The sequence below is a fragment of the Grimontia celer genome (genome assembly GCF_900055185.1).
Taxonomy (GTDB): domain Bacteria; phylum Pseudomonadota; class Gammaproteobacteria; order Enterobacterales; family Vibrionaceae; genus Enterovibrio; species Enterovibrio celer.
Map to the genome: position 1 here is coordinate 2,051,951 of NZ_FIZX01000001.1, position 20,817 is coordinate 2,072,767.

The window sequence follows — 20,817 nt, forward strand, 5'->3', positions numbered from 1 at the left end:
AATTGTTACTGATAGCTAAAAGGCCACACAGTGTTTATTAATTCCTTCAATCACTTTAGAGCAGTCGCTATTATATTTATAGTTATGGGTCACTGTTATTCCATTACAGGTATGACATTCAACACATTCCCATCTGCTTTTATTCAAAACTTTATTTCTGGTGGTACAACGCTTTTTGTTTTTATTTCTGGATTTCTTTTCTATCATATATTTTATAAAAATTTCAATTTAAAAACATTTCTGATTAAAAAAATTAAAACCGTGTTACTACCATATGTAATAATCGGTTCTTTACCGGTTATTTATCTAACCCTAAAGCAAGCTAGTGTATATGGGGACTGGTTTCTTCCTTCTGGCGATAGTTTACTTGATAACTACTTAATCCCAACTTTAAAGTACTATTCATCAGGAAGATTTCTAACAGGATATTGGTATATACCTTTTATATTTATAATTTTTTTAATGTCACCTTTTTTTATTCAATTTATCGAATTAAGGAAAAGATATCAAATTATCATTATAGCTTTGATGTCCGTTATAGCCATGTATGCACATCGACCCATTCTAAATATAAATCCACTTCATAGTGCTATCTATTATATACCTGTATATTTATTAGGAATATTCGCTGCTATTAATAGATTGAAAATATATACCTGGCTTATGGGAAAAGAGTTAATTCTCATGGTAGTAATAGTTTCATTGATCACTTATCAAACTATGAATGGTCATAATGGTAGCTATCACAAATATTTATTCTCATATAGCGGAATAGATCTGGTTTTTATTCATAAAATATTGTTGTGCTTTCTTCTAATGATAATCCTCCACAGATTTGAAAACTTTAAACACCCATTAATCAATCATCTCGCTGCTACAAGTTTCACAGTATTCTTCCTTCATCCACTAGCTATTTTTTTAATGAACAAGTTTTTAAAAGATGCTCTTCACTTTGACTCATGGGTTTTTCTCTCTATATTTACAACATTAATAATTACAATATGTAGCTTAATCGCAGTTCAATTTAAAAAGTTAGCACCAATTAACAGTCGTTATATCATTGGATATTGACATATAAAAACCTCAAGAAAAATATTTATATAATATCACCCACTTTCCTTTGTTTTTAAATACTTCAATAGAGGTAAAAATGAACCGCATAGAAATGTTCGGTTGTCCTATGGATGTTGCCAGTATGGACGATACAGTTACCCATATAAATAAGAGAATATCCAAAGGCGAATTTACGCAACATGTTGTTGTTAATGTCGCTAAAGTAGTGAATATGCAAACAGACCAGGTTCTCGCAAAATCTGTAGAATCTTGCGATATTATTAATATTGATGGTATGGGAGTAGTTTGGGGCGCTCGTATGCTAGGCCATTCAGTACCAGAGAGAGTAGCAGGCGTTGACCTTTTCCATCAATTACTCAATATGAGTGCTAAAGAAAAATACCCTGTATTCTTGCTCGGAGCTACCTCAGAAGTGGTAAGAAAGACGAAAGAGCAAGTAGAAAGTCTTTATCCAAACCTTGTTGTATGTGGCTATAACGATGGTTATTTCTGGGATAGTGAAGAAGAAGTAGTAGAAAAAATTTCCCGATCTGGTGCCAAACTTTTGTTTGTAGCAATCACCTCCCCAAAAAAAGAAAACTTTATAAACAAATGGCAGGACAAGCTTGGAGTTGACTTCGTTATGGGTGTTGGCGGCACATTTGACGTCGTTGCTGGAAAGGTTCAACGGGCACCTATATGGATGCAAAATTATGGATTAGAATGGCTATATAGAGTTATTCAGGAGCCACGAAGAATGTGGAGAAGATATCTAGTTACCAACACCAAATTTGCTTTAATGCTAACAAAAGAAAAAATGTCTACTAGATAAATCATTTAAAAACATCACTTGATTTTTCAATAATTCCCATCAAAAAAACTCAATGTATATACATTGAGTCAAGTCCTATATTTTATTATATCAAGGAAGAAAATGAAGATTGCCATTGCTGGTACGGGCTATGTTGGTCTATCCAACGCGATGCTACTTTCGCAAAATCACGAAGTAGTAGCAGTAGATATTATCGAAAGTAAAGTTAATCTTTTAAACGACCGTATATCTCCAATTGCAGATAATGAGATAGAACTTTTTCTCAATGAACGCAGCCTTAATTTTAGAGCCACGACAGATATACGAGAAGCCTATTTAGACTCTGAATTTGTTATTATTGCCACTCCCACAGATTACGATACAAAATCTAACAATTTCAACACGTCGACTGTTGAAAAAGTTATACGAGACGTAAATTCTATAAATCCAGATGCTGTAATAGTCATCAAATCTACAGTCCCAGTTGGTTTTACCAAATACATTCGAGAGAAGCTCCTATGTGATAACGTAATTTTCTCACCTGAATTTTTACGTGAGGGTAAAGCTCTTTATGATAATCTTTATCCTTCGCGGATTATTGTTGGTGAGCGGAGTAAACGTGCTGAAACCTTCGCTAATCTTTTGGTTGAAGGCGCAGAGAAGAAGGACATAAGTGTTCTGTTTACTGATTCGACAGAAGCTGAAGCCGTTAAATTGTTCTCAAACACCTATTTAGCAATGCGTGTAGCCTATTTCAATGAGCTGGACACCTATTCAGAGACACATTGCTTAGATGCGCGACAAATCATTGAGGGCGTAGGGCTAGACCCACGCATAGGAAACCACTATAACAACCCCTCTTTTGGTTATGGTGGCTACTGCCTACCAAAAGATACGAAACAACTTTTGGCTAATTACCAAGATGTGCCGAACAACATGATTAGGGCAATTGTTGATGCAAACACCACCCGTAAAGATTTTATTGCCGAATCAATTCTTTCAAAAAATCCAAAGGTAGTAGGTATCTATCGGCTAATCATGAAGTCTGGATCCGACAACTTCAGAGCCTCATCAATACAGGGTATTATGAAACGCATCAAAGCTAAAGGCGTCGAAGTAATCGTGTATGAGCCAGTTTTGACAGAGAAAGAGTTCTTCCATTCAGAAGTGCTAACCGATTTTAACGCGTTCAAATCAAAGGCAGACGTTATAGTTTCTAACCGTATGACAGAAGAGTTAGCCGATGTCGTAGAGAAAGTGTACACACGTGATTTGTTTGGCAGTGATTAGGTAAGCCACCTTTAAAAGTCTCTTTTCAGACAAACCAATTTTAGAAACCCAAATGAATAGAAAATTACCACTTGTCTTTCATTGTTTCATTATCTGTAGCGTTTTATCCTTTGCCTCACTACAGTTCTATAAATCAATGTATCGAAACGCTGGAATAGAAGCACTTTCAAATCTTCAGGACTACACAACACCGAACTACAACACTATCTCGATATCTCTGTTAGCCCATACCCTAGCTTCAGTATCTCCAGCTTCAGCATACGATTACTCGCTAAGTGCAAAATTGTACCAATGGAGTGCATATCTAAGTGGCAGCAAAGATACCGACCAGCTGACTACGCTCCTGCAAAAGAGTCTTAGGTTAAGGCCTACTTGGTCTCCTAGCTACGTCGAGCTTTCATCAATTTACAAGGAAAGGGGGGAGCTTAAGCTTCAGTCCCAAATGCTGAGTTTTGCTCGTCATTTTGGACCTCTTAACCACTCAACAATTCTTGCAGATATCGATTATTCTTATTCGAATTGGGACCTGATCGATGAGAGCGCTAAACTGCATGCGATACATAACCTTCTGGAGATAGGGAAAGTTTGGCGACATCGGCCTGCACTGAACACCACAGTTACCTATTCAAGCGGTAAACAACGAATTTGTAATCTTTTAGCATTTAACAAAGTTAGGATTCAAGCTTGTGGCTAACGTGTCTAAATACCCTTTGTTAATGCTTGTTGTTTTTGTAATTCTATTTGGTAGCGCTTCCGTTCTAAAGTCATTCGGTATTTTCGCAAATCAAGTTCGGGCAACGGAAGTTATGATCGGCGGCGATATATACCTCCATTTTATTGCCTCTTTTTTCCTAGGCCAGCTTTGTTGGCTGACAACCCAAAGGACCTCCCACTTTAGGTTGTCAATCCCGACCCTAACTGTCTTAGTCTTGGTAGTGCTAGATGAATCGCTACAGTATTTAATTCCATCAAGACAGTTTTCCTGGCTGGATATGACCGTCAATGTTTTTGGCGTACTGCTTGGTACATCTTTTTGCAGTGCAATTGCGACACTTCGTTCAAAAACAAAAGCCATTCACTGATCGAGCTTTTCTAATTGCTCTGAAGTTATCTTTCATCATCTTAACTTTGATATAGTCTTTTTAATCAGACTCTTGAAAATGCTTTCAAGGAAAAAACATGAAGATTACCGCCACCATTTTTGGTGTAACTAGCTTGGCTTTGTCATCAATGGCCTTTGCTTTCGAAAGTGACGAACAACGTCAATCCATCATTTCACAACTCGGTGATGTTCCAAGCGAAGAAACATACCAGAACGTTTTGTTGGAAAACGCCGAGTTCGCAGTTGAAATCCTCGCTTTATTGTTGGAGTTGGAAGGCGTCGACCCTCAGTTCGCGATTCAGGCAGCAATGACCGCAGCGCCAGACGAAGCGATTGAAATTGCGCAATTTGCCCGAGATGCAGGTATTGCCAACGAAAACATTACGACTGCGGCACTGTTGGCTGGACTTGACCCAACAGAAATCGCAGAAGCGACTGCGGCTGGTATACAGACTGCTGCAGCTGGCCCTGCTCCACCATCAGCACCGGCAGTAGGCGGCCAAGGTGGCGGTGGTGAAAACGTCATCTCCCCAAACTAATCATTTATAGGAAAGATTCACCCCACCAAAGCCCAGCGTTCTTCGTTGGGCTTTTTGTTGTACTCGAATATTGAGTGATTCTCATGGCGTCTATTGAAAGGTTCTCGTTTTATTCCCTACTCGCGCTTATTCTTTGGTTACCAATCCCCCTCGGGAGCAACCGTGATTGGGCATGGTCAATTGCCGAGTTCTGGATAGCATTTCAATCAATACTGCTGATCATCGCCTATCGGGGGAATTTACCTTTCGAACCGTTGAAACAGTACATATGGCTGCTTTCCGGGTTGGCACTGTTCCAGCTATGGGTATTGTTTCAATCTCTTCCTCTTCCTTGGGAAGTACTGGCCTTCTTTTCTGGAAAAAGTGCCGAGATTTACCAACTCGTCGGAGCACCCGAAGGTTTTATTTCCCTTGATTCTCGAATGACATTGGCATCTCTTTTCAAAGGGATTGCCTATACCATGCTGGTTTTCAACGCCATATATCTCGTGAACTCCAGTAAGCGACTTAAGCAAGTCGTATTGGTGATTGTGATTAGCGGTACGTTACAGGCGTTCTATGCAGCAATGGTCGTTTTGCTTGATATCAAAGAAAGTTTGGTATTTGGTTATAGTGAAATAGGGATTGCTACAGGCTCTTTTGTCTACAAAAACCACTTAGCGAACTATTTGATGATGACGCTTTGTATGGGTATTGGCCTTATCGTCTCTCAGCTTCATACCTCTCCTTCCGAATCGCGCCATATGTTCGTCAAAAGACTGATGGAAGGTATTCTCAGCCGTAAAATGTATATACGACTCTGCCTTGTGATCATGGTGATTGCTTTGGTTATGACACGTTCGAGAATGGGAAATACCGCTTTTTTCGCGGCGACAGCTATTGGTGGTTTACTTGCATTGGTGTTTTATAAAAATAAGCCACGAGCGTTAACCATCTTGGTAGGTAGTGTTATTGCTGTCGACACTATCGTGGTGGGTGCCTTGTTTGGGCTTGAAAAGGTCAAACAGCGTTTGGTTGAAACATCACTTGGTGCGGAGTCCCGCGATCAGGTGGTGGTTTGGTCACTGGATATTATCAGGGACTTCCCTTTCACCGGGACTGGCATGGCGAGCTTTTACACGATCTTCCCTATGTACTCCAAAGCCGATATTGGGTTCTATGACCACGCCCATAACGACTATATCCAATTTATGGTCGAAGCCGGAATCCCTGCGACATTGCTTTTAGGCCTCGTAATACTTTTGGCCTTTGCTCGTGCCTTCCATACGATTCGGAAAAGGCATAGCCGAACAATGAAAGGAATAGCGCTGGGTTGTATCATGTCCATCATTGGTATGCTCATTCATATCAGTGTGGATTTTAACCTTCAGCCAATGGCTAACGCGCTGACGTTTATCCTGATACTCTTCATTGCCAATGCATGCTCGGCTTTACCTGCTTTGGGGCAGTTAGTCTCTATACCCCCGAAATCAAATCAGGCAGATGGCTTAAAGGAGCCCGAACATGTTTAAGCGCATTCTCGTGGTGTGTACCGGGAATATCTGCCGATCACCGATTGCGGAGGCTTTGCTAAAGAAGCTTTTGCCGGAATTAGTCATTGAATCAGCTGGCACTGCAGTTACCAAGAGCAACCTCACCGATGCGCCTGCTCACCCGTATAGCGAACAAATTTGTACTGAAAACCACCTTGATATTTCAGACCACAATGCGCGTCAGCTTTCGCCAGAGCTTTGCGATGGCTTTGATTTAATTTTGGTGATGTCGCATGAGCATATCGAGGAAGTCGCGCTGCTCTCTCCAGGTTCGAGAGGTAAAACCATGCTCATTGGCCAATGGATAGGCCTTGGCGATATTGAGGATCCCATCCTTAAACCAAAAACGTCTTTTGATACTCTTTATCAGACACTATTCCGCGCAACAAACACATGGGCTAAGAAGCTGTCTTAAACCCAACGACTCCAGTTCATTCGACTCGCTTTCCCGACCAAATAAAAAATCCGCCCATGTGGCGGATTTTTCTTTATGAAATAGGCAATCACAACTTAGTTGGTACTTAGACAAGGCGATAAAATGATTTCTGCTCGGGAGCTTAGTCCGCTAAGTGACCGAGAGAAATCATGAAATCAACGCCGCATAAGTGCCAAATAAGGCAGTGATTTAGCGTTCCCAGTAGGCCTCTTCGAGCGAATCCTCTTTCTCTGGCAGACCACGAGACAAACGTGGCGAATGCTGCGCCAGTACTTCATAGCTTACGCGGTTGGCGTATTTACATACCTGAGAAAACGAGCTGTAGGTCAGGAATGAATGGGCGTGCTTGCTGGAGTTTGGCACATTATCACGGTGATAGCGATTTGCAGACATATCATGTAGTACCGCTGACAATGCACCATCACCCGCACCGTTGGTGTTCTTTATACGCTCTGGGCCACCCATGTAAGGCGCAATGTGTGAGTAAACCTTGAATGGGTTTTCACAGTCTGATTTTTTCATTGGGCGGCTGAATTCGTAGCGATTGAATTCGGCAATTGAACCAGGCAATAACGGCAAACTGGTTTCACGCTTGGCTTCTTCTTCCGTGTAACCAGCCATGTAAAGTCCCACCGGGCCCGCTGTACACAGCACCATGTCTACCCACTCAAGGGTTTTGTCTGCCGCCAACAAAGGATCAGACTCACCAGTCAGTGCTTCCGCTTCCTCTTCGTTCATTGCAACAACAGAAATATGTTCTGACAAGAAGTCACGCCACCATTGCGGATTGTTCTGAATCACGTACTTGGTGCCCATGGTCATCACCACTGGCACATCGTGTTTCTTCGCATATTCTATCGCTTTCATTGTCGCTTCCGGCATCGGGTCGCCCTCTTTACAGCGAACCAGATAAGCGGTCAGTACCAATGCAGATGCATTTTTGAAGATATGCTCTGGAATAGAATCAGCGTGAAGTTGATTCATCAAGCCTTCACTGATCGCAAAGGTACGTTCACCTTCTTCACTGATCAGCGTGTAACAACGACCAATTGGTCCTTGAACTGCCTGTAAATAATTAAGGTCCATTCGACTTGAGGTGTTACAGAGGTAGCGATATGCGTAGCTGCCGATGGTGATGTCTTGGCTCATGACACCAAGCAGAATAGATTTGTCGTCGGCAAGCGTTGAGTAGTTGTGCAACGTATTACCAATAGTTCCGCCTGCAAACTCGTGACTAACCATGTTGTTATCTTTGAGTTCTTGATACAGCGCTTCTGCGCGTTTGTCATCAATCACCAAAGAATGCCCTTTACTCAACTCGTATTTCGCAACGAAATCGTCGGCTACTTTCGCTTCAATATCCACCAGCGTCTGGTCGATACCGATAACATGTGGACGTTTCAGCTTGCGCTGCTCGCTCGCTTGCACCAAAAGTGGATCGCGTGCATGGACAGGAAAGTAATGCTTAGACTTGCGTTGGCCCGGGAATTTCATGATTCAATGCGTCGTTGTTGTGGCGAAAGTGCGAATTCTATCACACAAATTTCAACGGGGAATCTTTCGGACAAAAATATGCCCGGGTGAAAAATCAGCCCAGGCATAAATGAAAATGAAAAGAAGGCGTTACCAACCCTTGGTATTTCTCTCCACCAACAGCTTCATCATGTCGATATGTGCAGGAGAATCATTGAGGCAAGGGATGTATCTGAACGTCTCGCCACCCGCTTCTATAAAACTCTCATGACATTGCTCAGAAATCTCTTCCAAAGTCTCCAAGCAATCCGCAGAGAATGCTGGCGTAATCACATCCAGACGTTTTACTCCCTCACCAGGCAACGTCTCAAGGGTCTTGTCTGTGTATGGCTGTAGCCACTCTTCACGACCAAAACGCGACTGGAATGTCGTTTTGAGCGGTACATCGCTGGACAATCTTGCCACCAGTTTTTCTGTTGTCCCTAAACAGTGACTTTGGTACGGGTCACCGTTATCTGCGTAGCGTTTAGGAATACCGTGATAAGAGCAAAGCAGCATGTCAGGTTTACCGTGCTCTGCCCAATGCGCTTCGACTGATTGCGCCAGCGCTTCGATATAGCTGTCTTCACTGTAGTAATGGTTCACAAAACGGAACTCCGGCAATTCGGGCATTTGCTTCAGTGATTTCGCAATTTTGTCGAAAACAGCCGCTGTCGTGGTGCGCGAGTACTGCGGATAAAGCGGCAGCACGAGAATTTTGTTACAGCCTTTGGCTTTTAACGCTTCAACACCCGTCAGAATGCTTGGGTTGCCATACGTCATACCCAGTTCCACAGGCAGTCCAGATTCACGCTCCAGCGCGGCTTTTTGACGCTTGGAGTAGACCATCAGTGGTGAACCTTCTTCCATCCAGACGGTTTGATAGAGCTTTGCTACCTTGGGAGAACGCACAGGCAAGATAATCCCGTGCAATAGCGGACACCACAGCCAACGTGTCATATCGACGACACGCTGGTCATGAAGGAATTCGCTGAGAAAGGCTTTTACTGCTTGTGCGGTCGGTGCTTCCGGTGTGCCGAGGTTAGCCAGCAACACTCCTACTTTGTTGTTTTTGTTTTCCATTTCGTCCTGCAACACAGATTGTTTTACCCCGAGGATACCACTACTTTTCTTTAGGAGAAAAAGATCAAAAAAGGGCAATCGTATTGATTGCCCTTTTTTTAAACACTGGGGTTATTAATCCAGCTGTTTAGCGATTTCTTCGCTGACTTCAGCAACTTGCTGAGTACCATCAAATTTCAGGTACTTGGTGTTGCCGGCTTCTGCTTCTTTCGAGTAGTAAGCGATCAGTGGCGCTGTTTGGTCGTGGTATACGCCCAGACGAGCACGTACGGTTTCTTCTTTGTCGTCGTCACGAACAACCAGATCTTCGCCAGTCACGTCGTCTTTACCTTCCACTTTAGGCGGGTTGTAAACAACGTGGTAAGTACGGCCAGAAGCCAGGTGCGCGCGGCGACCACTCATACGCTCAACGATAACACTGTCTGGCACGTCGAATTCCAGTACGTAGTCAACCACTACGCCGATGTCTTTCAGGCCATCTGCCTGTGGAATAGTGCGTGGGAAGCCATCCAGAAGGAAGCCTTTCGCACAGTCTTCTTGTGCAATGCGCTCTTTAACCAGACCAAGGATAATATCGTCAGATACTAGTTGGCCCGCGTCGATAACTGCTTTCGCCTGTTTGCCCAGCTCGGTGCCGGCTTTGATTGCTGCGCGCAGCATGTCACCAGTGGAAATTTGTGGAATACCATATTTTTCCATGATGAACTGCGCTTGAGTCCCTTTACCTGCACCTGGTGCGCCCAGAAGAATGATGCGCATAGTTATCCCCTTTATTTACTTTGGAGTTTCGCAAAAACACGAAACATACACGTATATTGATACCTAAACAACCTCGTGCCCGACGTTTTCAACACAATTGGCGCTGATATCGGCTTAGGTCTCTTGGTTACTTCATTTAACACTCAGTAAGCAAAGAAAGCGTGAAGCCGCACAAAATCGTTTAGGTATTGAAGTTAACGAGCCCAGCATTCCCGCTGGGCTCGGTCATATTAATAACGAAATTGAATCGTTATGCAATTAGCCTTTAGTCAGAAGTTGGTTCACCGCACTCAGGAACTGAGATGGATCATCCATCGAGCCGCGTTCTGCAAGCATCGCCTGACCCAGCAGCATCTCGACCCAGCGACCGAACACTTCTTCGTCCGCCTCGTCAGCCATTTGCTTCACCAGAGTGTGTTCTGGATTCATTTCGAAGATGTATTTCACTTCTGGCGCTTCTTGCCCAGCTGCAGCCAGAAGCTTCGCCATTTGTGTACCCATTTCAAACTGATCGGTGACCACCACAGCTGGTGTGCCGGACAGTTTGAAGGTAGGACGAACATCTTTCACACGGTCACCGAGATATGCTTTGGTTCTATCAACCACAGAAGCAAACTCTTTTTCGGTTTCTTCACGTTTTTCTTTCTCAGCGTCATCTTCAAACTTGCTGAGATCCAGATCCGCTTTAGTGATCGCTTGGAATTGCTTGCTGTCAAACTCTGGAAGGTAGCTCATCAACCATTCGTCGATGCGATCGTACATCAGGATCACTTCAATGCCTTTGGCTTTGAATTGCTCTAAGTGAGGACTGTTTTTCGCGGCCTGATAAGAATCTGCAGTCAGATAGTAAATCTTGTCCTGTTCTTCCTTCATGCGAGATACATAGTCAGCAAGAGAAACCGTTTGTTCACCGCTGTTAGTTTCAGTCGAGGCAAAGCGCAGTAGACCCGCGACTTTCTCACGATTTGAGAAATCTTCCGCTGGACCTTCTTTCAGTACCAAGCCAAATTCTTTCCAGAAGCTTTGGTATTTATCCGCGTCATTATTTGCCAAACGCTCAAGCATGGTGAGAACACGCTTGGTGCAGGCGTTACGCAAAGACTGAGTTACCTTATTGTCTTGCAGAATTTCACGGGAAACGTTCAATGGCAGATCGTTTGAGTCAATCAAACCACGGACAAAGCGCAAGTAGTTCGGCATGAACTGCGATGCATCATCCATGATGAACACGCGTTGCACGTAAAGCTTCAGACCGTGTTTATGATCGCGGTTGAACATATCCCATGGTGCTTTAGAAGGGATATAAAGCAGGCTAGTGTAGTCATTTTTCCCTTCTACACGGTTGTGGCTCCACTGCAGTGGGTCAGCAAAATCGTGGGAGAGGTGCTTATAGAACTCATTGTACTCTTCATCAGAAATATCTGATTTTGAACGGGTCCAAAGCGCCTGGGCTTTATTGACCTTTTCCCATTTACCTTCGCCAGTTTCTTTACCTTCTTCGTCGCGCTCCTGCACCCACATTTCAACGGGAATGCCTATGTGATCAGAGTATTTGCCAATCACATCACGCAGACGCCACTCGTCCAGAAACTCTTTATCCTCTTCACGCAGATGAAGAGTGATGGTGGTACCACGAGATGCTTTTTCAATGCCTTCGATGGTGTATTCACCTTCACCAGCAGATTCCCACTGAACACCTTCTGAGGCATCAACACCTGCTGCGCGAGTCGTGACGGTGACTTTGTCTGCAACAATAAATGCAGAGTAGAAGCCCACACCAAACTGACCAATCAGTTGGCTGTCTTTCGATTGATCTTCTGAAAGTTGTTTAAAGAAATCTGCCGTGCCGGATTTTGCAATCGTACCGAGGTTTTCAATCACCTCATCTCGGCTCATGCCAATACCGTTATCTTCAACAGTCAAAGTGCCCGCTTCTTTGTTAACGCTCAGACGGACACGAAGATCACCATCATTCTCATACAGTGCAGAATCAGACAGTGCCTTGAAACGCAGCTTGTCAGAAGCATCTGATGCATTAGAGATCAGCTCACGCAGGAAGATCTCTTTGTTGGAATAGAGTGAGTGGATCATCAAGTGCAGCAGTTGCTTCACTTCAGATTGGAAACCACGTGTTTCCTTACTTTGTAGAGTCGCTTGATCGCTCATTTTAACCCCAAACTAAATGTATTTTGATTGAATCACCTCCTGTAAATATGGCCGCGATTTTCCAATTCAAGGGCGGGCAAGGAATTTTTGATTTCTTGAGCTATTTTTCGCATTTCAGGTATAATCGTCTTTATTTTTAGCCAATTTAGGCGCTATTCACCTCCAAGTTCGAGGTTAACCCGCCAAACTTTTCAAGATTCGCGCAGGTAAGTAAATCGAATGTTAAATAAATCGAACCGTTACCTTCTGGGAGAGCGTTTTGTTTTTTCTCCCAGCGACAGTTCTTTGATCGATCTTTATGAAAATGATGAGTTGATCCGACTGGGCAGTAACGAGTGCCGAGTATTGATGGTTCTGATAGAAGAGCCCCACGCTATTGTCACCCGAAACCGAATTCATGACTTTGTCTGGCGTAAGCAAGGTTTTGAGGTCGATGACTCCAGCCTGACACAATCTATTTCCACTTTGAGAAAAGGCCTGAAAGACTCCACAAAAAGCCCAATGTTTGTAAAAACGGTGCCTAAACGTGGATATCAAGTCGTCTGCTCTGTAGAGGTCTACAACGATCAGGAAGTTGAGGTGCCAAAACCTCAAGCATCCTTGAGCGAAGAAGATTCTCCAGAATCAGAAATCCGCGCTGAAGAGCCAGAAATCGAGGGATCGGAAGTCGAAGCAGAAGCGCAAGTAGCTGCTCCTCAGCCGGAGCCCGTAGTCATTAGCCCAACGCCTGTAACCACCAAAACACCGCTAGGTTCCTGGGTCGCCTTTGTTTTGGCTATGTTGGTGCCGCTAGCATTCTATGCTGCATCTACACCAAAGTCAGAAGCATTCCGCGAGATTCTCACGGTAGAAAACGTACCTGTTTATATTCCAGTGACCAATGCGCGTATAACGCAATGGCAGCCAATGGTTCAGCGCTGTGTGGAGAAATACATCGGCTTTTACCGCGAAGAGCGCGAACTGGAAGAGGTGATTGTGACGGGTGGGCAGGATAACCAAATTTCTTTGAACTATATCCACACCGCAAAAGATGCAGACGACAATATCACCTATGTTCTACTGACCAGCCAGCAAGGGAGTGACGCTCTATGTCGATAAGTCATGAAATGCCAAGACGTCGCGATCAACTCAAGCGATTTGGTCCATTCGCTTTACTTCTAGCTTCTGTTATTGCGAGTGCCTGGTTATTTCTGGGTGAAGACATGCGAACGTCTAATCTGTTGCTGTCGAAAGAATGGAAATCGCGGACGATTAACCATATCGAAGAGTCCCAGTACCGAGAAGTTGCTGGTCTCACTGAGACTGAGCAGCAGAGCAATATGGTGTTTTTACCCGACAATACCTATTCTCGCGACACACAAATTGTGTTGAAAAATGAAGAGCAGAACACTCAGGTTGTGATGTCAGTTTCCGAGTCTGGAGAGTGGGAAATCAGCGGCGGTTATCTGAAGCTCAAGCTGGGTAGCATCAAAGATGTCACGACCGGTGATACGGCTGAGTTTTCTGAAGAAGACCTGACCTTGGTACGCACCTTTTATCGTTTAGGTGCAGAAAAAGTTCGTCGCATTGACGTATTGAATGATGGTTCCCTACTGCTCACCAGTTTAAATCATGGCTCTCTGGTGCTTTACAGCAAATCGTAATATCAATGACACCCATCCAACTAAAAAGGCCGCTCAAGCGGCCTTTTTTATCCTAAACGGTGTCTTCCAATAATCGAGTGAGAGAGAGTCGTGCCGTCCACCAGCTCTAATTCTCCCCCCATCGGCACACCATGCGCAATCCGGCTTGCAATCACGCCATGCTCGAGACAAAGCTCACTGATGTAATGCGCTGTCGCTTCACCTTCTACTGTTGGGTTAGTAGCCAAAATCAGCTCAGATATGGACTCACTGGACAATCTTTTTTCAAGCAAGTCTAAGCCAATATCAGAAGGACCAATTCCATCAAGTGGCGATAAATGCCCCATAAGAACAAAATAACGACCAGAATACTGGCCTGTCGCCTCGATGGCGGCTATATCTGCTGGGCTCTCTACCACACAGATTTGACCGTTCTCCTGACGACGAGGATTAGCGCAAATCGCACACTCCTCCTCTTCCGTGAAGGTTCGGCATTTTTCGCAATGACCGATATCTGTCATTGCTGCAAGCAAAGCTTCGGAGAGCTTTACGCCACCTTGACGATTTCGTTGCAGAAGATGAAAAGCCATACGCTGTGCAGACTTGGGGCCGACCCCAGGTAAACAACGCAAGGCTTCCATTAACTGCTCAAGCAGTTGGCTTGTACGCATATTTAGAATGGCATTTTGAAGCCTGGTGGCATCTGCATACCGCCAGTGACTGAAGCCATCTTCTCTTTCTGCGCTTCTTCAATACGACGCGCTGCATCATTGAAAGCCGCAGCAATCAGATCTTCCAGCATGTCTTTGTCGTCTTCCATCAAGCTGTCATCAAGCTCTACACGACGAACGCTATGGCTACCAGTGATGGTCACTTTTACCAAGCCTGCACCAGCTTCGCCAGTGACTTCCATATTCGCAATTTCTTCCTGCATCTTTTGCATGCGCTCTTGCATCTGCTGCGCTTGCTTCATCAGGTTGCCCATTCCGCCTTTACCAAACATATTCATCTCTCTATGTAGCTTTGGACTGACATTCAGTGAATCACAGCCCATTAGGTTTATATAGGTCTAACGCTCTCTTCATCTACTTGCGCAGAAAAGCGCTGAATAATGAAGCGAACATTGGGATCATCACTCAGACTTTGGGAAGCCTGAGTCAATTTTTCTGTATAAAGTCTGTCGCGCCATTCGAGTGGTGTAATACCAGCATCTCCAAGCGTGACCGATAAGGTTATTGATGCGCCTAATTGGACGCTTAGCGCTTCTAACAAAGCCGCTTGCGCTTTTTCTGTATTCAAATGAGCCTGCTCAGAACGGAGACAAAGATTAATCTGGTCACCATCTCGTTCCATGGATGCATTAAGCGCCATTTGCTTCACTAATCGTGGTGCATCCAATGCGCAAGCAATACAGCTCCACTCATCAAGTTCAACCGACTCTTTTTCGAGCTTGTCACGCATCTCTGGCGTGCGCTCATGTTGAAGCGCCTTTTTAATTTTGTCTGGCGTAACAGAAACAACTTTCTCTTCTGTCGATTCTATCTTGGTCGGTTTCCAACGATAAGCTTCATCTTGGGTCGCGGCATTTTCATTCGGCATCGACGCTTGCTGAAAAACAGCGGGATCAGCAGGCTTATGTTTTGCTGCGATCCGGTCGATAACCGACAGTGCATCACCGCCGGCTGTTGCCGCACTACCCTTTTTTGGCGATTGGCCCTCTTGTTGGCGAACGCGACTTCTCAACATGTTGCGTGCGGCCACTAAACTACCAGCAGAAGAAGGCGCTGTTTGCTGGGGCTGCTGAGGTGAAGAGCCCGCCGATGACTGGGAAGGTACATCGTATTCAGCATGAGACTCGGTTTCCCTTTGCGCTTCCATCTCCATCGCGGCCATGTGCGCAGACATTTGGGGATCATCCTGCACCATGTTTGGTTGGGAATCCGGCAGTTGCTGCGGCTGTGCTGGCATCGTTTCTGGCTGCACGGCTGCAGGAGCAGGAGCAGGAGCAGGAGCAGGAGCAGGAGCAGGAGCAGGAGCAGGAGCAGGAGCAGGAGCAGGAGCAGGAGCAGGAGCAGGAGCAGCTTTGCTCACTGTTCGACTGGCTTCAACCTGTGCTTTTAAGGTTTCAAGGCGAGTATTTGCCTGAGGCGCGGGTGCTGCAGAATGTTTGCCTGGCTCACTTGAAGAAACACTTACTGCAGAAGGCTGATACTGCTGAGACGTGACTGGCCTAAATGCCAACATACGCAGCAAGACCATTTCAAGACCAGCACGGCCATCCGGCGCGTAAGGCAAATCCTGACGTCCTTGCAGTGCTATCTGATAGAAAAGTTGTGCATCTTGCGGTGAGATAGATTGGCTGAGCATTAAAATACGTTCTGCATCCGGTGAAGCTTTATCAACAGCTTCTGGCAAAGCTTGCGCCATGGCCACGCGATGCAACTGCCCCGCAATTTCCTTTAGTAGTCCATCCCACTCTACACCGACTTCGGACAAGTGTGTCAGGCACTGCATAACATGATTTGCATGACCTTCAGCCAACGCTTCAAGCAACAAAATCGCCTGATCGGTACTCAAGGTACCCAGCATCTCTGTCACCTGCCCTTCCTGCACACTACCATTGCCCAATGCAATTGCCTGATCAGTTAGAGAAAGCGCATCACGCATACTGCCTTCTGCTGCACGTGCGATAAGGGACAAGGCGCGAGGTTCAGCCGCAACTGCTTCTTGCTCTAGGACATGCGTCAGTTGATCTTTAATCTGCGTGGCATCTAAATGCTTCAAATGAAATTGCAGACAGCGCGACAGAATCGTCACAGGCAGCTTTTGCGGATCTGTGGTCGCCAACAGGAACTTTACGTACTCCGGCGGCTCTTCCAGTGTTTTCAGCAGCGCATTAAAGCTGTGACGCGAGAGCATGTGCACTTCGTCTATCAGATAGACTTTGTAGCGACCACGAGCGGGTTTGTATTGAACGTTGTCTAGAAGGTCACGAGTGTCTTCTACTTTGGTGCGTGAAGCAGCATCAATCTCCAACAGGTCAACAAATCTACCCTGATCGATTTCCTGACAGGTCGAGCACACGCCACAAGGCGTTGAGGTTACACCTTGTTCGCAGTTCAAGCCTTTCGCAAAGATGCGGGCTATAGTGGTCTTACCCACACCGCGCGTGCCGCTGAACAGATAAGCGTGATGCAAACGATTATGATCGAGCGCATTCGCTAAAGCGGTCAATACATGGGATTGGCCAACCACATCTTGGAACTGGTGTGGTCGCCATTTTCTGGCTAGTACCTGATAACTCATGCGTTATAAATTCTTTCTATAGTCTCTCGCCATGCTAGCACAGACACAAAAAGAGCGCGATCTTGACGATCACGCTCCTCTCTCTTCAAGTGCTTAAACGCTCGATTAATGACCGTCAAACTGGCAGATGCTGTATACGTCAATGCCATTCTCTTGAAGACGCTTCTCACCACCGATTTCAGGCAGATTGATGATGAACGCAGCATGGGCCACATCACCACCCAAACGGCGAATCAGCTTAGTGGTTGCCTCAATCGTACCACCAGTTGCTAACAAGTCATCAACCATGAGTACTTTGTCACCTTCAACGATAGCATCAGTGTGGATTTCCAGTTTGTCTGTACCATATTCCAATTCATAGCTTTCGCTGATGACTTCACGTGGTAGTTTTCCTGGCTTACGCACTGGAACAAAACCCACACCCAACTCTAGTGCCAATGGAGCACCAAATAGGAAACCACGGGATTCAGTCCCTACGATTTTGGTGAAACCTTGATCTTTATATTTTTCGACAAGCAGTCCAATAGTGGCTTTATAGGCTTCTGCGTTTTCCATCAAGCTGGTGATATCGCGAAACATGATACCTGGCTTTGGATAATCTGGGATGGTTTTAATGCTGTCTTTGATAAATGCGATTTTGTCTTGGCTCATAATGACTCACCACGGTATGTGGCTTCCGATAATGCTGGAAGTAAATGACCCCACTTACGCCTGCTATCACAAGCCAGCTGATGGGGAGACGAAGGAGTCATGTTATGTATTTTCTGTGGCGCGGGCAACAGGTTCGATTTCACGCAAACGGTTAAACCAAAATAAAAGTGCGGCGCACATCGAAGCCAACATGATCTTGTGCCAAAGTTCGGGGACGATGGCAATTGAGAGAGAAAAACTAAGCACAATAAACACTGTCGCTCTACGCTTTATTTTCTTGTCGATCGCCCGGTGTTCGTTCCAGTTATTGATGACAGGGCCAAAAGTAGGATGGTTGTGAAGCCAACTCGCTATGCGAGGAGAGCCACGCATGAAGCATGCGCTAGCGAGAAGCAGGAAAGGCGTTGTAGGTAACAATGGGAGGAATATGCCAATGACACCTAAAAACACACAGAGCCATCCAATACTCAGCAAAAATACTCGTTTTATTGATTCTTGCACTCTTCCTCCCCAAAAAGGCTTTTTATCTGCTTAGCATGCCAATCCACGTCAGGGTTGCAGGCAGCGTTGGGATCAGCAGTACCGCGATCATTCCCAAGAAATAAGCAAAATTAAACGGGTCTTTGAAGTTAGCGTCCATCTTTTTACATCCTTTTAGTTCTGACTTTTATTGAGCTGGCTGCAAATATACTCGTTTAGCGTTCGGCTAAATACCGACAAACCGCAGGGTTTATCTCTTTTTGTCTTGATATATATCAGAACAAAGACAGTCGATTTCACTACACTGTTTCGGTTACAAAGTGCACCGAGACATCACAATGATTGATACAGAAACTGTAGCACAGCTACAACAAAAGCTCGCGAATGAGAAGGAAGCGGTACGTAGCAGATTGGAAGATGCACTGATTAGCTTGACTGGATTGGACGTTTCTAACGTCCCGACTGCACACCTTATTAAACTGTGTAGAAAGGAAAGAAGTGCCACTTTGCATGAAGAGGGTTTACGGCTTGAAAAGATAGATGCCGCGCTTTGTGCCATTCATACAGGTTTGTATGGTCTTTGTGCAGACTGCGAGGAAGAGATAGAAGAAAAGGACATTCTGTCTGACCCTGCCGAGTCTCGCTGCCGTGCGTGCAGGACTCACAGTCGATATCATCACGCATAAAAAAACGCCTTTCGGCGTTTTTTACTCTTGGTCAATCACCCATTTACGGAATGCTTTGCGTTCTTCTTTTGATGCTTTGGTGTACCAGAGTTTGAGCTGTGCAAGAGCGTCGCCGGTCAATTCCACTTCACCAGTTTCGGAGACGGCTACGATGACTTCTTCATTAAGAACTTTGATTTCTTGACCTTCAAAGTAAATGCCATTTTTCTTGTTGTAAGTCGCAACAGCTTTTGGGAGATCGGCGTAAGGCAAGAAGCCAGGGTTTCCTGGGAGCTCATCAAAACGAAATGGAACAGAGCCACCAGAACGTTTTTCAACAAACCACTTAACGTTATTATTGCCAAATGCTTTTTCCGCTTGTTTATACTTGCGGAAGCGCTCCACTGAAATAGTTAGGTCTTCACCCAAGTCGGTAAACTGGAAAACATAAGGCTTGGATTCAAAAAACTTGGTCTTTGAGCCATTATCTAAAATAGATTTGTAACGAACTACGATTTGGTTATCACCCGCCGCTAACTTGAGCAAATCACCACTATCAGCATCGACTTCTTTGCCATTTAAAACTAGTACTCTCAAATCCGAGCCCACTTCCAAGCTTGCAGAAGAGCTATAAAAACTTACAAAAGCCAAAGTAATCAACAAAAGATTTTTCATCATTTCTCACCCCTAAATAAACAAAGAGCCGCCAAAGTGGCGGCTCCTAATAACAAATAAGTTTGAGTTAAATTAGAATTTAACTTCCATACCTACTAGGAAACCAGTGGAGTCGTCTTTAACGCCTGCAGCTGATTCAGTTTCAACCCAACCCAACTCAACATAAGTTTTCACGTTGCTGTGCATTTTGTAGGTTGCGTTAGCGTAGATGTTATCGCCTTTGGAGTTATCGTCGTTTTCACCAAAGTTGTAACCGAGGTAGTATTGCCAATCGCCAACACCGTAACCAGCAAGCAATTCTACGATGTCGCCTGAGTTGGCTTTATCAACTGAGCCAGAAGACTTTTCCTCAACATCGGTGTAAGAAAGACCGAGTGTGAATGCATCGATGTTGTACACAACACTGCCTTGGTAAGCGGTTGCTTCACTGGTTGCACTAAGGTTAGCGTCACTTACGTAAAGAGCCAGATCAAAACCAGCAACCGATGTACCGATAGCACCGTCAGTGTGGTCAACATCGTCGCCTGTATCTAGGTCGTGTGCAATACCAAACCAGAAAGCGTCGCCATCATAACGGTACTTAAGTACATCTTCGCCGTCGGCTGGCTCGTTACTTTCGAAGCCTTCAAGACCAAGCTCGATGTCTTCGTTGATGAACGCATCATCCCAAAAAGTGTACTGGCGACCAACGGTAAACTTACCCCAGTTGCCTTTGAAACCAGCCCAAAGCTCGTCATTCTCTACGGTGCTGCCTTCGTTTTCGAAGTCAAAATAACCAAGAGCAGTCAGATTGTCAGAAACCTGAACGTCAACTGCAAAGTTCAACTCGCCGTCGTCCAAACGAACGTCAAGCTTCTTATCTTCGCCAGTAAACTCGTAGTCTTGGATGATTTGCACTTCTGCAGCACCACCGATGGTGACAGTTACGCCGTCTTGGTCGTATACAGTTGCTGCATTCACTGCACCAGCAGCCAGCAGAGCTGGTACTGCCATCGCTAGGATAGTCTTTTTCATGTTAATCCACTGCCTTTTCTTTATTAGATTGGAATTCCTGTTCCAGGATCCCTTTTATTTTGTACGTGTCACAACGTCACTAAAACGTCACAACAAGTACGCTTAAACTTCGAAACTTAGA

General features: G+C 44.9%; 21 protein-coding genes. 10 read left to right on the forward strand and 11 right to left on the reverse strand.

The features are described 5' to 3' along the window. Positions 1-30: 30 nt before the first annotated feature. The 7 genes from GCE9029_RS08990 (at position 31) to GCE9029_RS09025 (ending at position 6,742) form a co-directional block, all read left to right on the forward strand. Positions 31-1,071 carry an acyltransferase family protein gene (locus GCE9029_RS08990; protein WP_062662781.1) on the forward strand — a complete coding sequence of 347 codons (1,041 nt, stop codon included), beginning with the start codon at positions 31-33 and terminating at the stop codon, positions 1,069-1,071. A gap of 79 nt (positions 1,072-1,150) precedes the next feature. Then, the gene (locus GCE9029_RS08995; RefSeq protein ID WP_062662783.1) at positions 1,151-1,885 is read left to right on the forward strand and encodes a WecB/TagA/CpsF family glycosyltransferase; all 735 of its coding nucleotides are present in this window, start codon (positions 1,151-1,153) and stop codon (positions 1,883-1,885) included. 102 nt (positions 1,886-1,987) lie between these two features. Continuing rightward, positions 1,988-3,154, forward strand: coding sequence for a nucleotide sugar dehydrogenase (locus GCE9029_RS09000; protein ID WP_062662784.1), 1,167 nt, complete (start codon positions 1,988-1,990; stop codon positions 3,152-3,154). Positions 3,155-3,960: 806 nt separating this feature from the next. Further along, complete coding sequence (locus GCE9029_RS26995) at positions 3,961-4,236, forward strand: VanZ family protein (protein ID WP_368664806.1); 276 nt, start codon at positions 3,961-3,963, stop codon at positions 4,234-4,236. Positions 4,237-4,333: 97 nt separating this feature from the next. Beyond that, positions 4,334-4,795 carry a hypothetical protein gene (locus tag GCE9029_RS09015; RefSeq protein WP_062662790.1) on the forward strand — a complete coding sequence of 154 codons (462 nt, stop codon included), beginning with the start codon at positions 4,334-4,336 and terminating at the stop codon, positions 4,793-4,795. A gap of 83 nt (positions 4,796-4,878) precedes the next feature. Beyond that, the gene (locus GCE9029_RS09020) at positions 4,879-6,306 is read left to right on the forward strand and encodes an O-antigen ligase family protein (protein ID WP_062662792.1); all 1,428 of its coding nucleotides are present in this window, start codon (positions 4,879-4,881) and stop codon (positions 6,304-6,306) included. Continuing rightward, positions 6,299-6,742, forward strand: coding sequence for a low molecular weight protein-tyrosine-phosphatase (locus GCE9029_RS09025; RefSeq protein WP_062662794.1), 444 nt, complete (start codon positions 6,299-6,301; stop codon positions 6,740-6,742). Before GCE9029_RS09020 ends, GCE9029_RS09025 begins: the two co-directional genes overlap by 8 nt. A 210-nt stretch (positions 6,743-6,952) precedes the next feature. Here GCE9029_RS09025 and GCE9029_RS09030 read toward each other — a convergent pair whose 3' ends face one another. The 4 genes from GCE9029_RS09030 to htpG all read right to left on the reverse strand — a co-directional run bounded on the left by GCE9029_RS09030 (position 6,953) and on the right by htpG (position 12,283). After that, positions 6,953-8,257: an inosine/guanosine kinase gene (locus GCE9029_RS09030; protein WP_062662796.1), complete on the reverse strand. Its 1,305-nt coding sequence runs from the start codon at positions 8,255-8,257 to the stop codon at positions 6,953-6,955. 129 nt (positions 8,258-8,386) lie between these two features. After that, positions 8,387-9,358, reverse strand: a complete 972-nt coding sequence (gene hemH / locus GCE9029_RS09035; RefSeq protein WP_062662798.1) for a ferrochelatase — start codon at positions 9,356-9,358, stop codon at positions 8,387-8,389. 114 nt (positions 9,359-9,472) lie between these two features. Then, a complete protein-coding gene (adk, locus tag GCE9029_RS09040; RefSeq protein ID WP_062662800.1) occupies positions 9,473-10,117 on the reverse strand; it encodes an adenylate kinase in 645 nt (214 codons plus the stop codon). A gap of 258 nt (positions 10,118-10,375) precedes the next feature. Continuing rightward, positions 10,376-12,283, reverse strand: coding sequence for a molecular chaperone HtpG (gene htpG, locus GCE9029_RS09045; RefSeq protein ID WP_062662802.1), 1,908 nt, complete (start codon positions 12,281-12,283; stop codon positions 10,376-10,378). A 219-nt stretch (positions 12,284-12,502) separates the two neighbouring features. Between htpG and GCE9029_RS09050 the strand changes: the two genes are divergently transcribed. Both GCE9029_RS09050 and GCE9029_RS09055 read left to right on the forward strand, forming a co-directional pair. Next, positions 12,503-13,381: a transcriptional regulator gene (locus GCE9029_RS09050; protein ID WP_062662804.1), complete on the forward strand. Its 879-nt coding sequence runs from the start codon at positions 12,503-12,505 to the stop codon at positions 13,379-13,381. After that, positions 13,372-13,926 carry a regulatory protein ToxS gene (locus GCE9029_RS09055; protein ID WP_062662806.1) on the forward strand — a complete coding sequence of 185 codons (555 nt, stop codon included), beginning with the start codon at positions 13,372-13,374 and terminating at the stop codon, positions 13,924-13,926. The genes GCE9029_RS09050 and GCE9029_RS09055 overlap by 10 nt, the downstream gene beginning before the upstream one ends. Before the next feature lie 47 nt (positions 13,927-13,973). Here the strand turns inward: GCE9029_RS09055 and recR are convergent, their stop codons facing one another. From recR to GCE9029_RS09080, 5 genes are all read right to left on the reverse strand, one after another. Further along, positions 13,974-14,576 (reverse strand): recombination mediator RecR, encoded by a 603-nt coding sequence (gene recR, locus GCE9029_RS09060; protein ID WP_062662807.1) that lies wholly within the window; start codon positions 14,574-14,576, stop codon positions 13,974-13,976. 2 nt (positions 14,577-14,578) lie between these two features. Further along, on the reverse strand, positions 14,579-14,908 hold the full coding sequence (locus GCE9029_RS09065) for a YbaB/EbfC family nucleoid-associated protein (protein ID WP_002539630.1): 330 nt from the start codon (positions 14,906-14,908) through the stop codon (positions 14,579-14,581). Between the two features lie 56 nt (positions 14,909-14,964). Continuing rightward, positions 14,965-17,211 carry a DNA polymerase III subunit gamma/tau gene (dnaX, locus tag GCE9029_RS09070; protein ID WP_062662809.1) on the reverse strand — a complete coding sequence of 749 codons (2,247 nt, stop codon included), beginning with the start codon at positions 17,209-17,211 and terminating at the stop codon, positions 14,965-14,967. A 105-nt stretch (positions 17,212-17,316) separates the two neighbouring features. Further along, a complete protein-coding gene (gene apt / locus GCE9029_RS09075) occupies positions 17,317-17,862 on the reverse strand; it encodes an adenine phosphoribosyltransferase (RefSeq protein ID WP_062662811.1) in 546 nt (181 codons plus the stop codon). A gap of 102 nt (positions 17,863-17,964) precedes the next feature. Then, positions 17,965-18,363, reverse strand: coding sequence for a YbaN family protein (locus tag GCE9029_RS09080; RefSeq protein ID WP_062662813.1), 399 nt, complete (start codon positions 18,361-18,363; stop codon positions 17,965-17,967). A 317-nt stretch (positions 18,364-18,680) separates the two neighbouring features. Here GCE9029_RS09080 and GCE9029_RS09085 point away from each other — a divergent pair, with 317 nt between their 5' ends. Further along, positions 18,681-19,028: a TraR/DksA family transcriptional regulator gene (locus GCE9029_RS09085; protein WP_062662815.1), complete on the forward strand. Its 348-nt coding sequence runs from the start codon at positions 18,681-18,683 to the stop codon at positions 19,026-19,028. Between the two features lie 21 nt (positions 19,029-19,049). Here the strand turns inward: GCE9029_RS09085 and GCE9029_RS09090 are convergent, their stop codons facing one another. Beyond that, positions 19,050-19,685: a YccT family protein gene (locus tag GCE9029_RS09090; RefSeq protein ID WP_157487790.1), complete on the reverse strand. Its 636-nt coding sequence runs from the start codon at positions 19,683-19,685 to the stop codon at positions 19,050-19,052. A 69-nt stretch (positions 19,686-19,754) separates the two neighbouring features. After that, positions 19,755-20,696, reverse strand: coding sequence for a porin (locus GCE9029_RS09095; protein ID WP_062662817.1), 942 nt, complete (start codon positions 20,694-20,696; stop codon positions 19,755-19,757). Positions 20,697-20,817: the final 121 nt, after the last annotated feature.

Excerpts from the sequence above, each read along its gene's own strand:
- GCE9029_RS09000 (WP_062662784.1), top strand. The coding sequence starts at position 1,988 with ATGAAGATTGCCATTGCTGGTACGGGCTATGTTGGTCTATCCAACGCG.
- apt (WP_062662811.1), bottom strand. The coding sequence starts at position 17,862 with ATGAGCCAAGACAAAATCGCATTTATCAAAGACAGCATTAAAACCATC.
- GCE9029_RS09015 (WP_062662790.1), top strand. The coding sequence starts at position 4,334 with ATGAAGATTACCGCCACCATTTTTGGTGTAACTAGCTTGGCTTTGTCA.
- GCE9029_RS09030 (WP_062662796.1), bottom strand. The coding sequence starts at position 8,257 with ATGAAATTCCCGGGCCAACGCAAGTCTAAGCATTACTTTCCTGTCCAT.
- GCE9029_RS09025 (WP_062662794.1), top strand. The coding sequence starts at position 6,299 with ATGTTTAAGCGCATTCTCGTGGTGTGTACCGGGAATATCTGCCGATCA.
- GCE9029_RS09050 (WP_062662804.1), top strand. The coding sequence starts at position 12,503 with ATGTTAAATAAATCGAACCGTTACCTTCTGGGAGAGCGTTTTGTTTTT.
- GCE9029_RS09095 (WP_062662817.1), bottom strand. The coding sequence starts at position 20,696 with ATGAAAAAGACTATCCTAGCGATGGCAGTACCAGCTCTGCTGGCTGCT.
- htpG (WP_062662802.1), bottom strand. The coding sequence starts at position 12,283 with ATGAGCGATCAAGCGACTCTACAAAGTAAGGAAACACGTGGTTTCCAA.
- GCE9029_RS09020 (WP_062662792.1), top strand. The coding sequence starts at position 4,879 with ATGGCGTCTATTGAAAGGTTCTCGTTTTATTCCCTACTCGCGCTTATT.
- GCE9029_RS09065 (WP_002539630.1), bottom strand. The coding sequence starts at position 14,908 with ATGTTTGGTAAAGGCGGAATGGGCAACCTGATGAAGCAAGCGCAGCAG.
- adk (WP_062662800.1), bottom strand. The coding sequence starts at position 10,117 with ATGCGCATCATTCTTCTGGGCGCACCAGGTGCAGGTAAAGGGACTCAA.
- recR (WP_062662807.1), bottom strand. The coding sequence starts at position 14,576 with ATGCGTACAAGCCAACTGCTTGAGCAGTTAATGGAAGCCTTGCGTTGT.
- dnaX (WP_062662809.1), bottom strand. The coding sequence starts at position 17,211 with ATGAGTTATCAGGTACTAGCCAGAAAATGGCGACCACACCAGTTCCAA.
- hemH (WP_062662798.1), bottom strand. The coding sequence starts at position 9,358 with ATGGAAAACAAAAACAACAAAGTAGGAGTGTTGCTGGCTAACCTCGGC.
- GCE9029_RS26995 (WP_368664806.1), top strand. The coding sequence starts at position 3,961 with ATGATCGGCGGCGATATATACCTCCATTTTATTGCCTCTTTTTTCCTA.
- GCE9029_RS09090 (WP_157487790.1), bottom strand. The coding sequence starts at position 19,685 with ATGATGAAAAATCTTTTGTTGATTACTTTGGCTTTTGTAAGTTTTTAT.
- GCE9029_RS08995 (WP_062662783.1), top strand. The coding sequence starts at position 1,151 with ATGAACCGCATAGAAATGTTCGGTTGTCCTATGGATGTTGCCAGTATG.
- GCE9029_RS09055 (WP_062662806.1), top strand. The coding sequence starts at position 13,372 with ATGTCGATAAGTCATGAAATGCCAAGACGTCGCGATCAACTCAAGCGA.
- GCE9029_RS09085 (WP_062662815.1), top strand. The coding sequence starts at position 18,681 with ATGATTGATACAGAAACTGTAGCACAGCTACAACAAAAGCTCGCGAAT.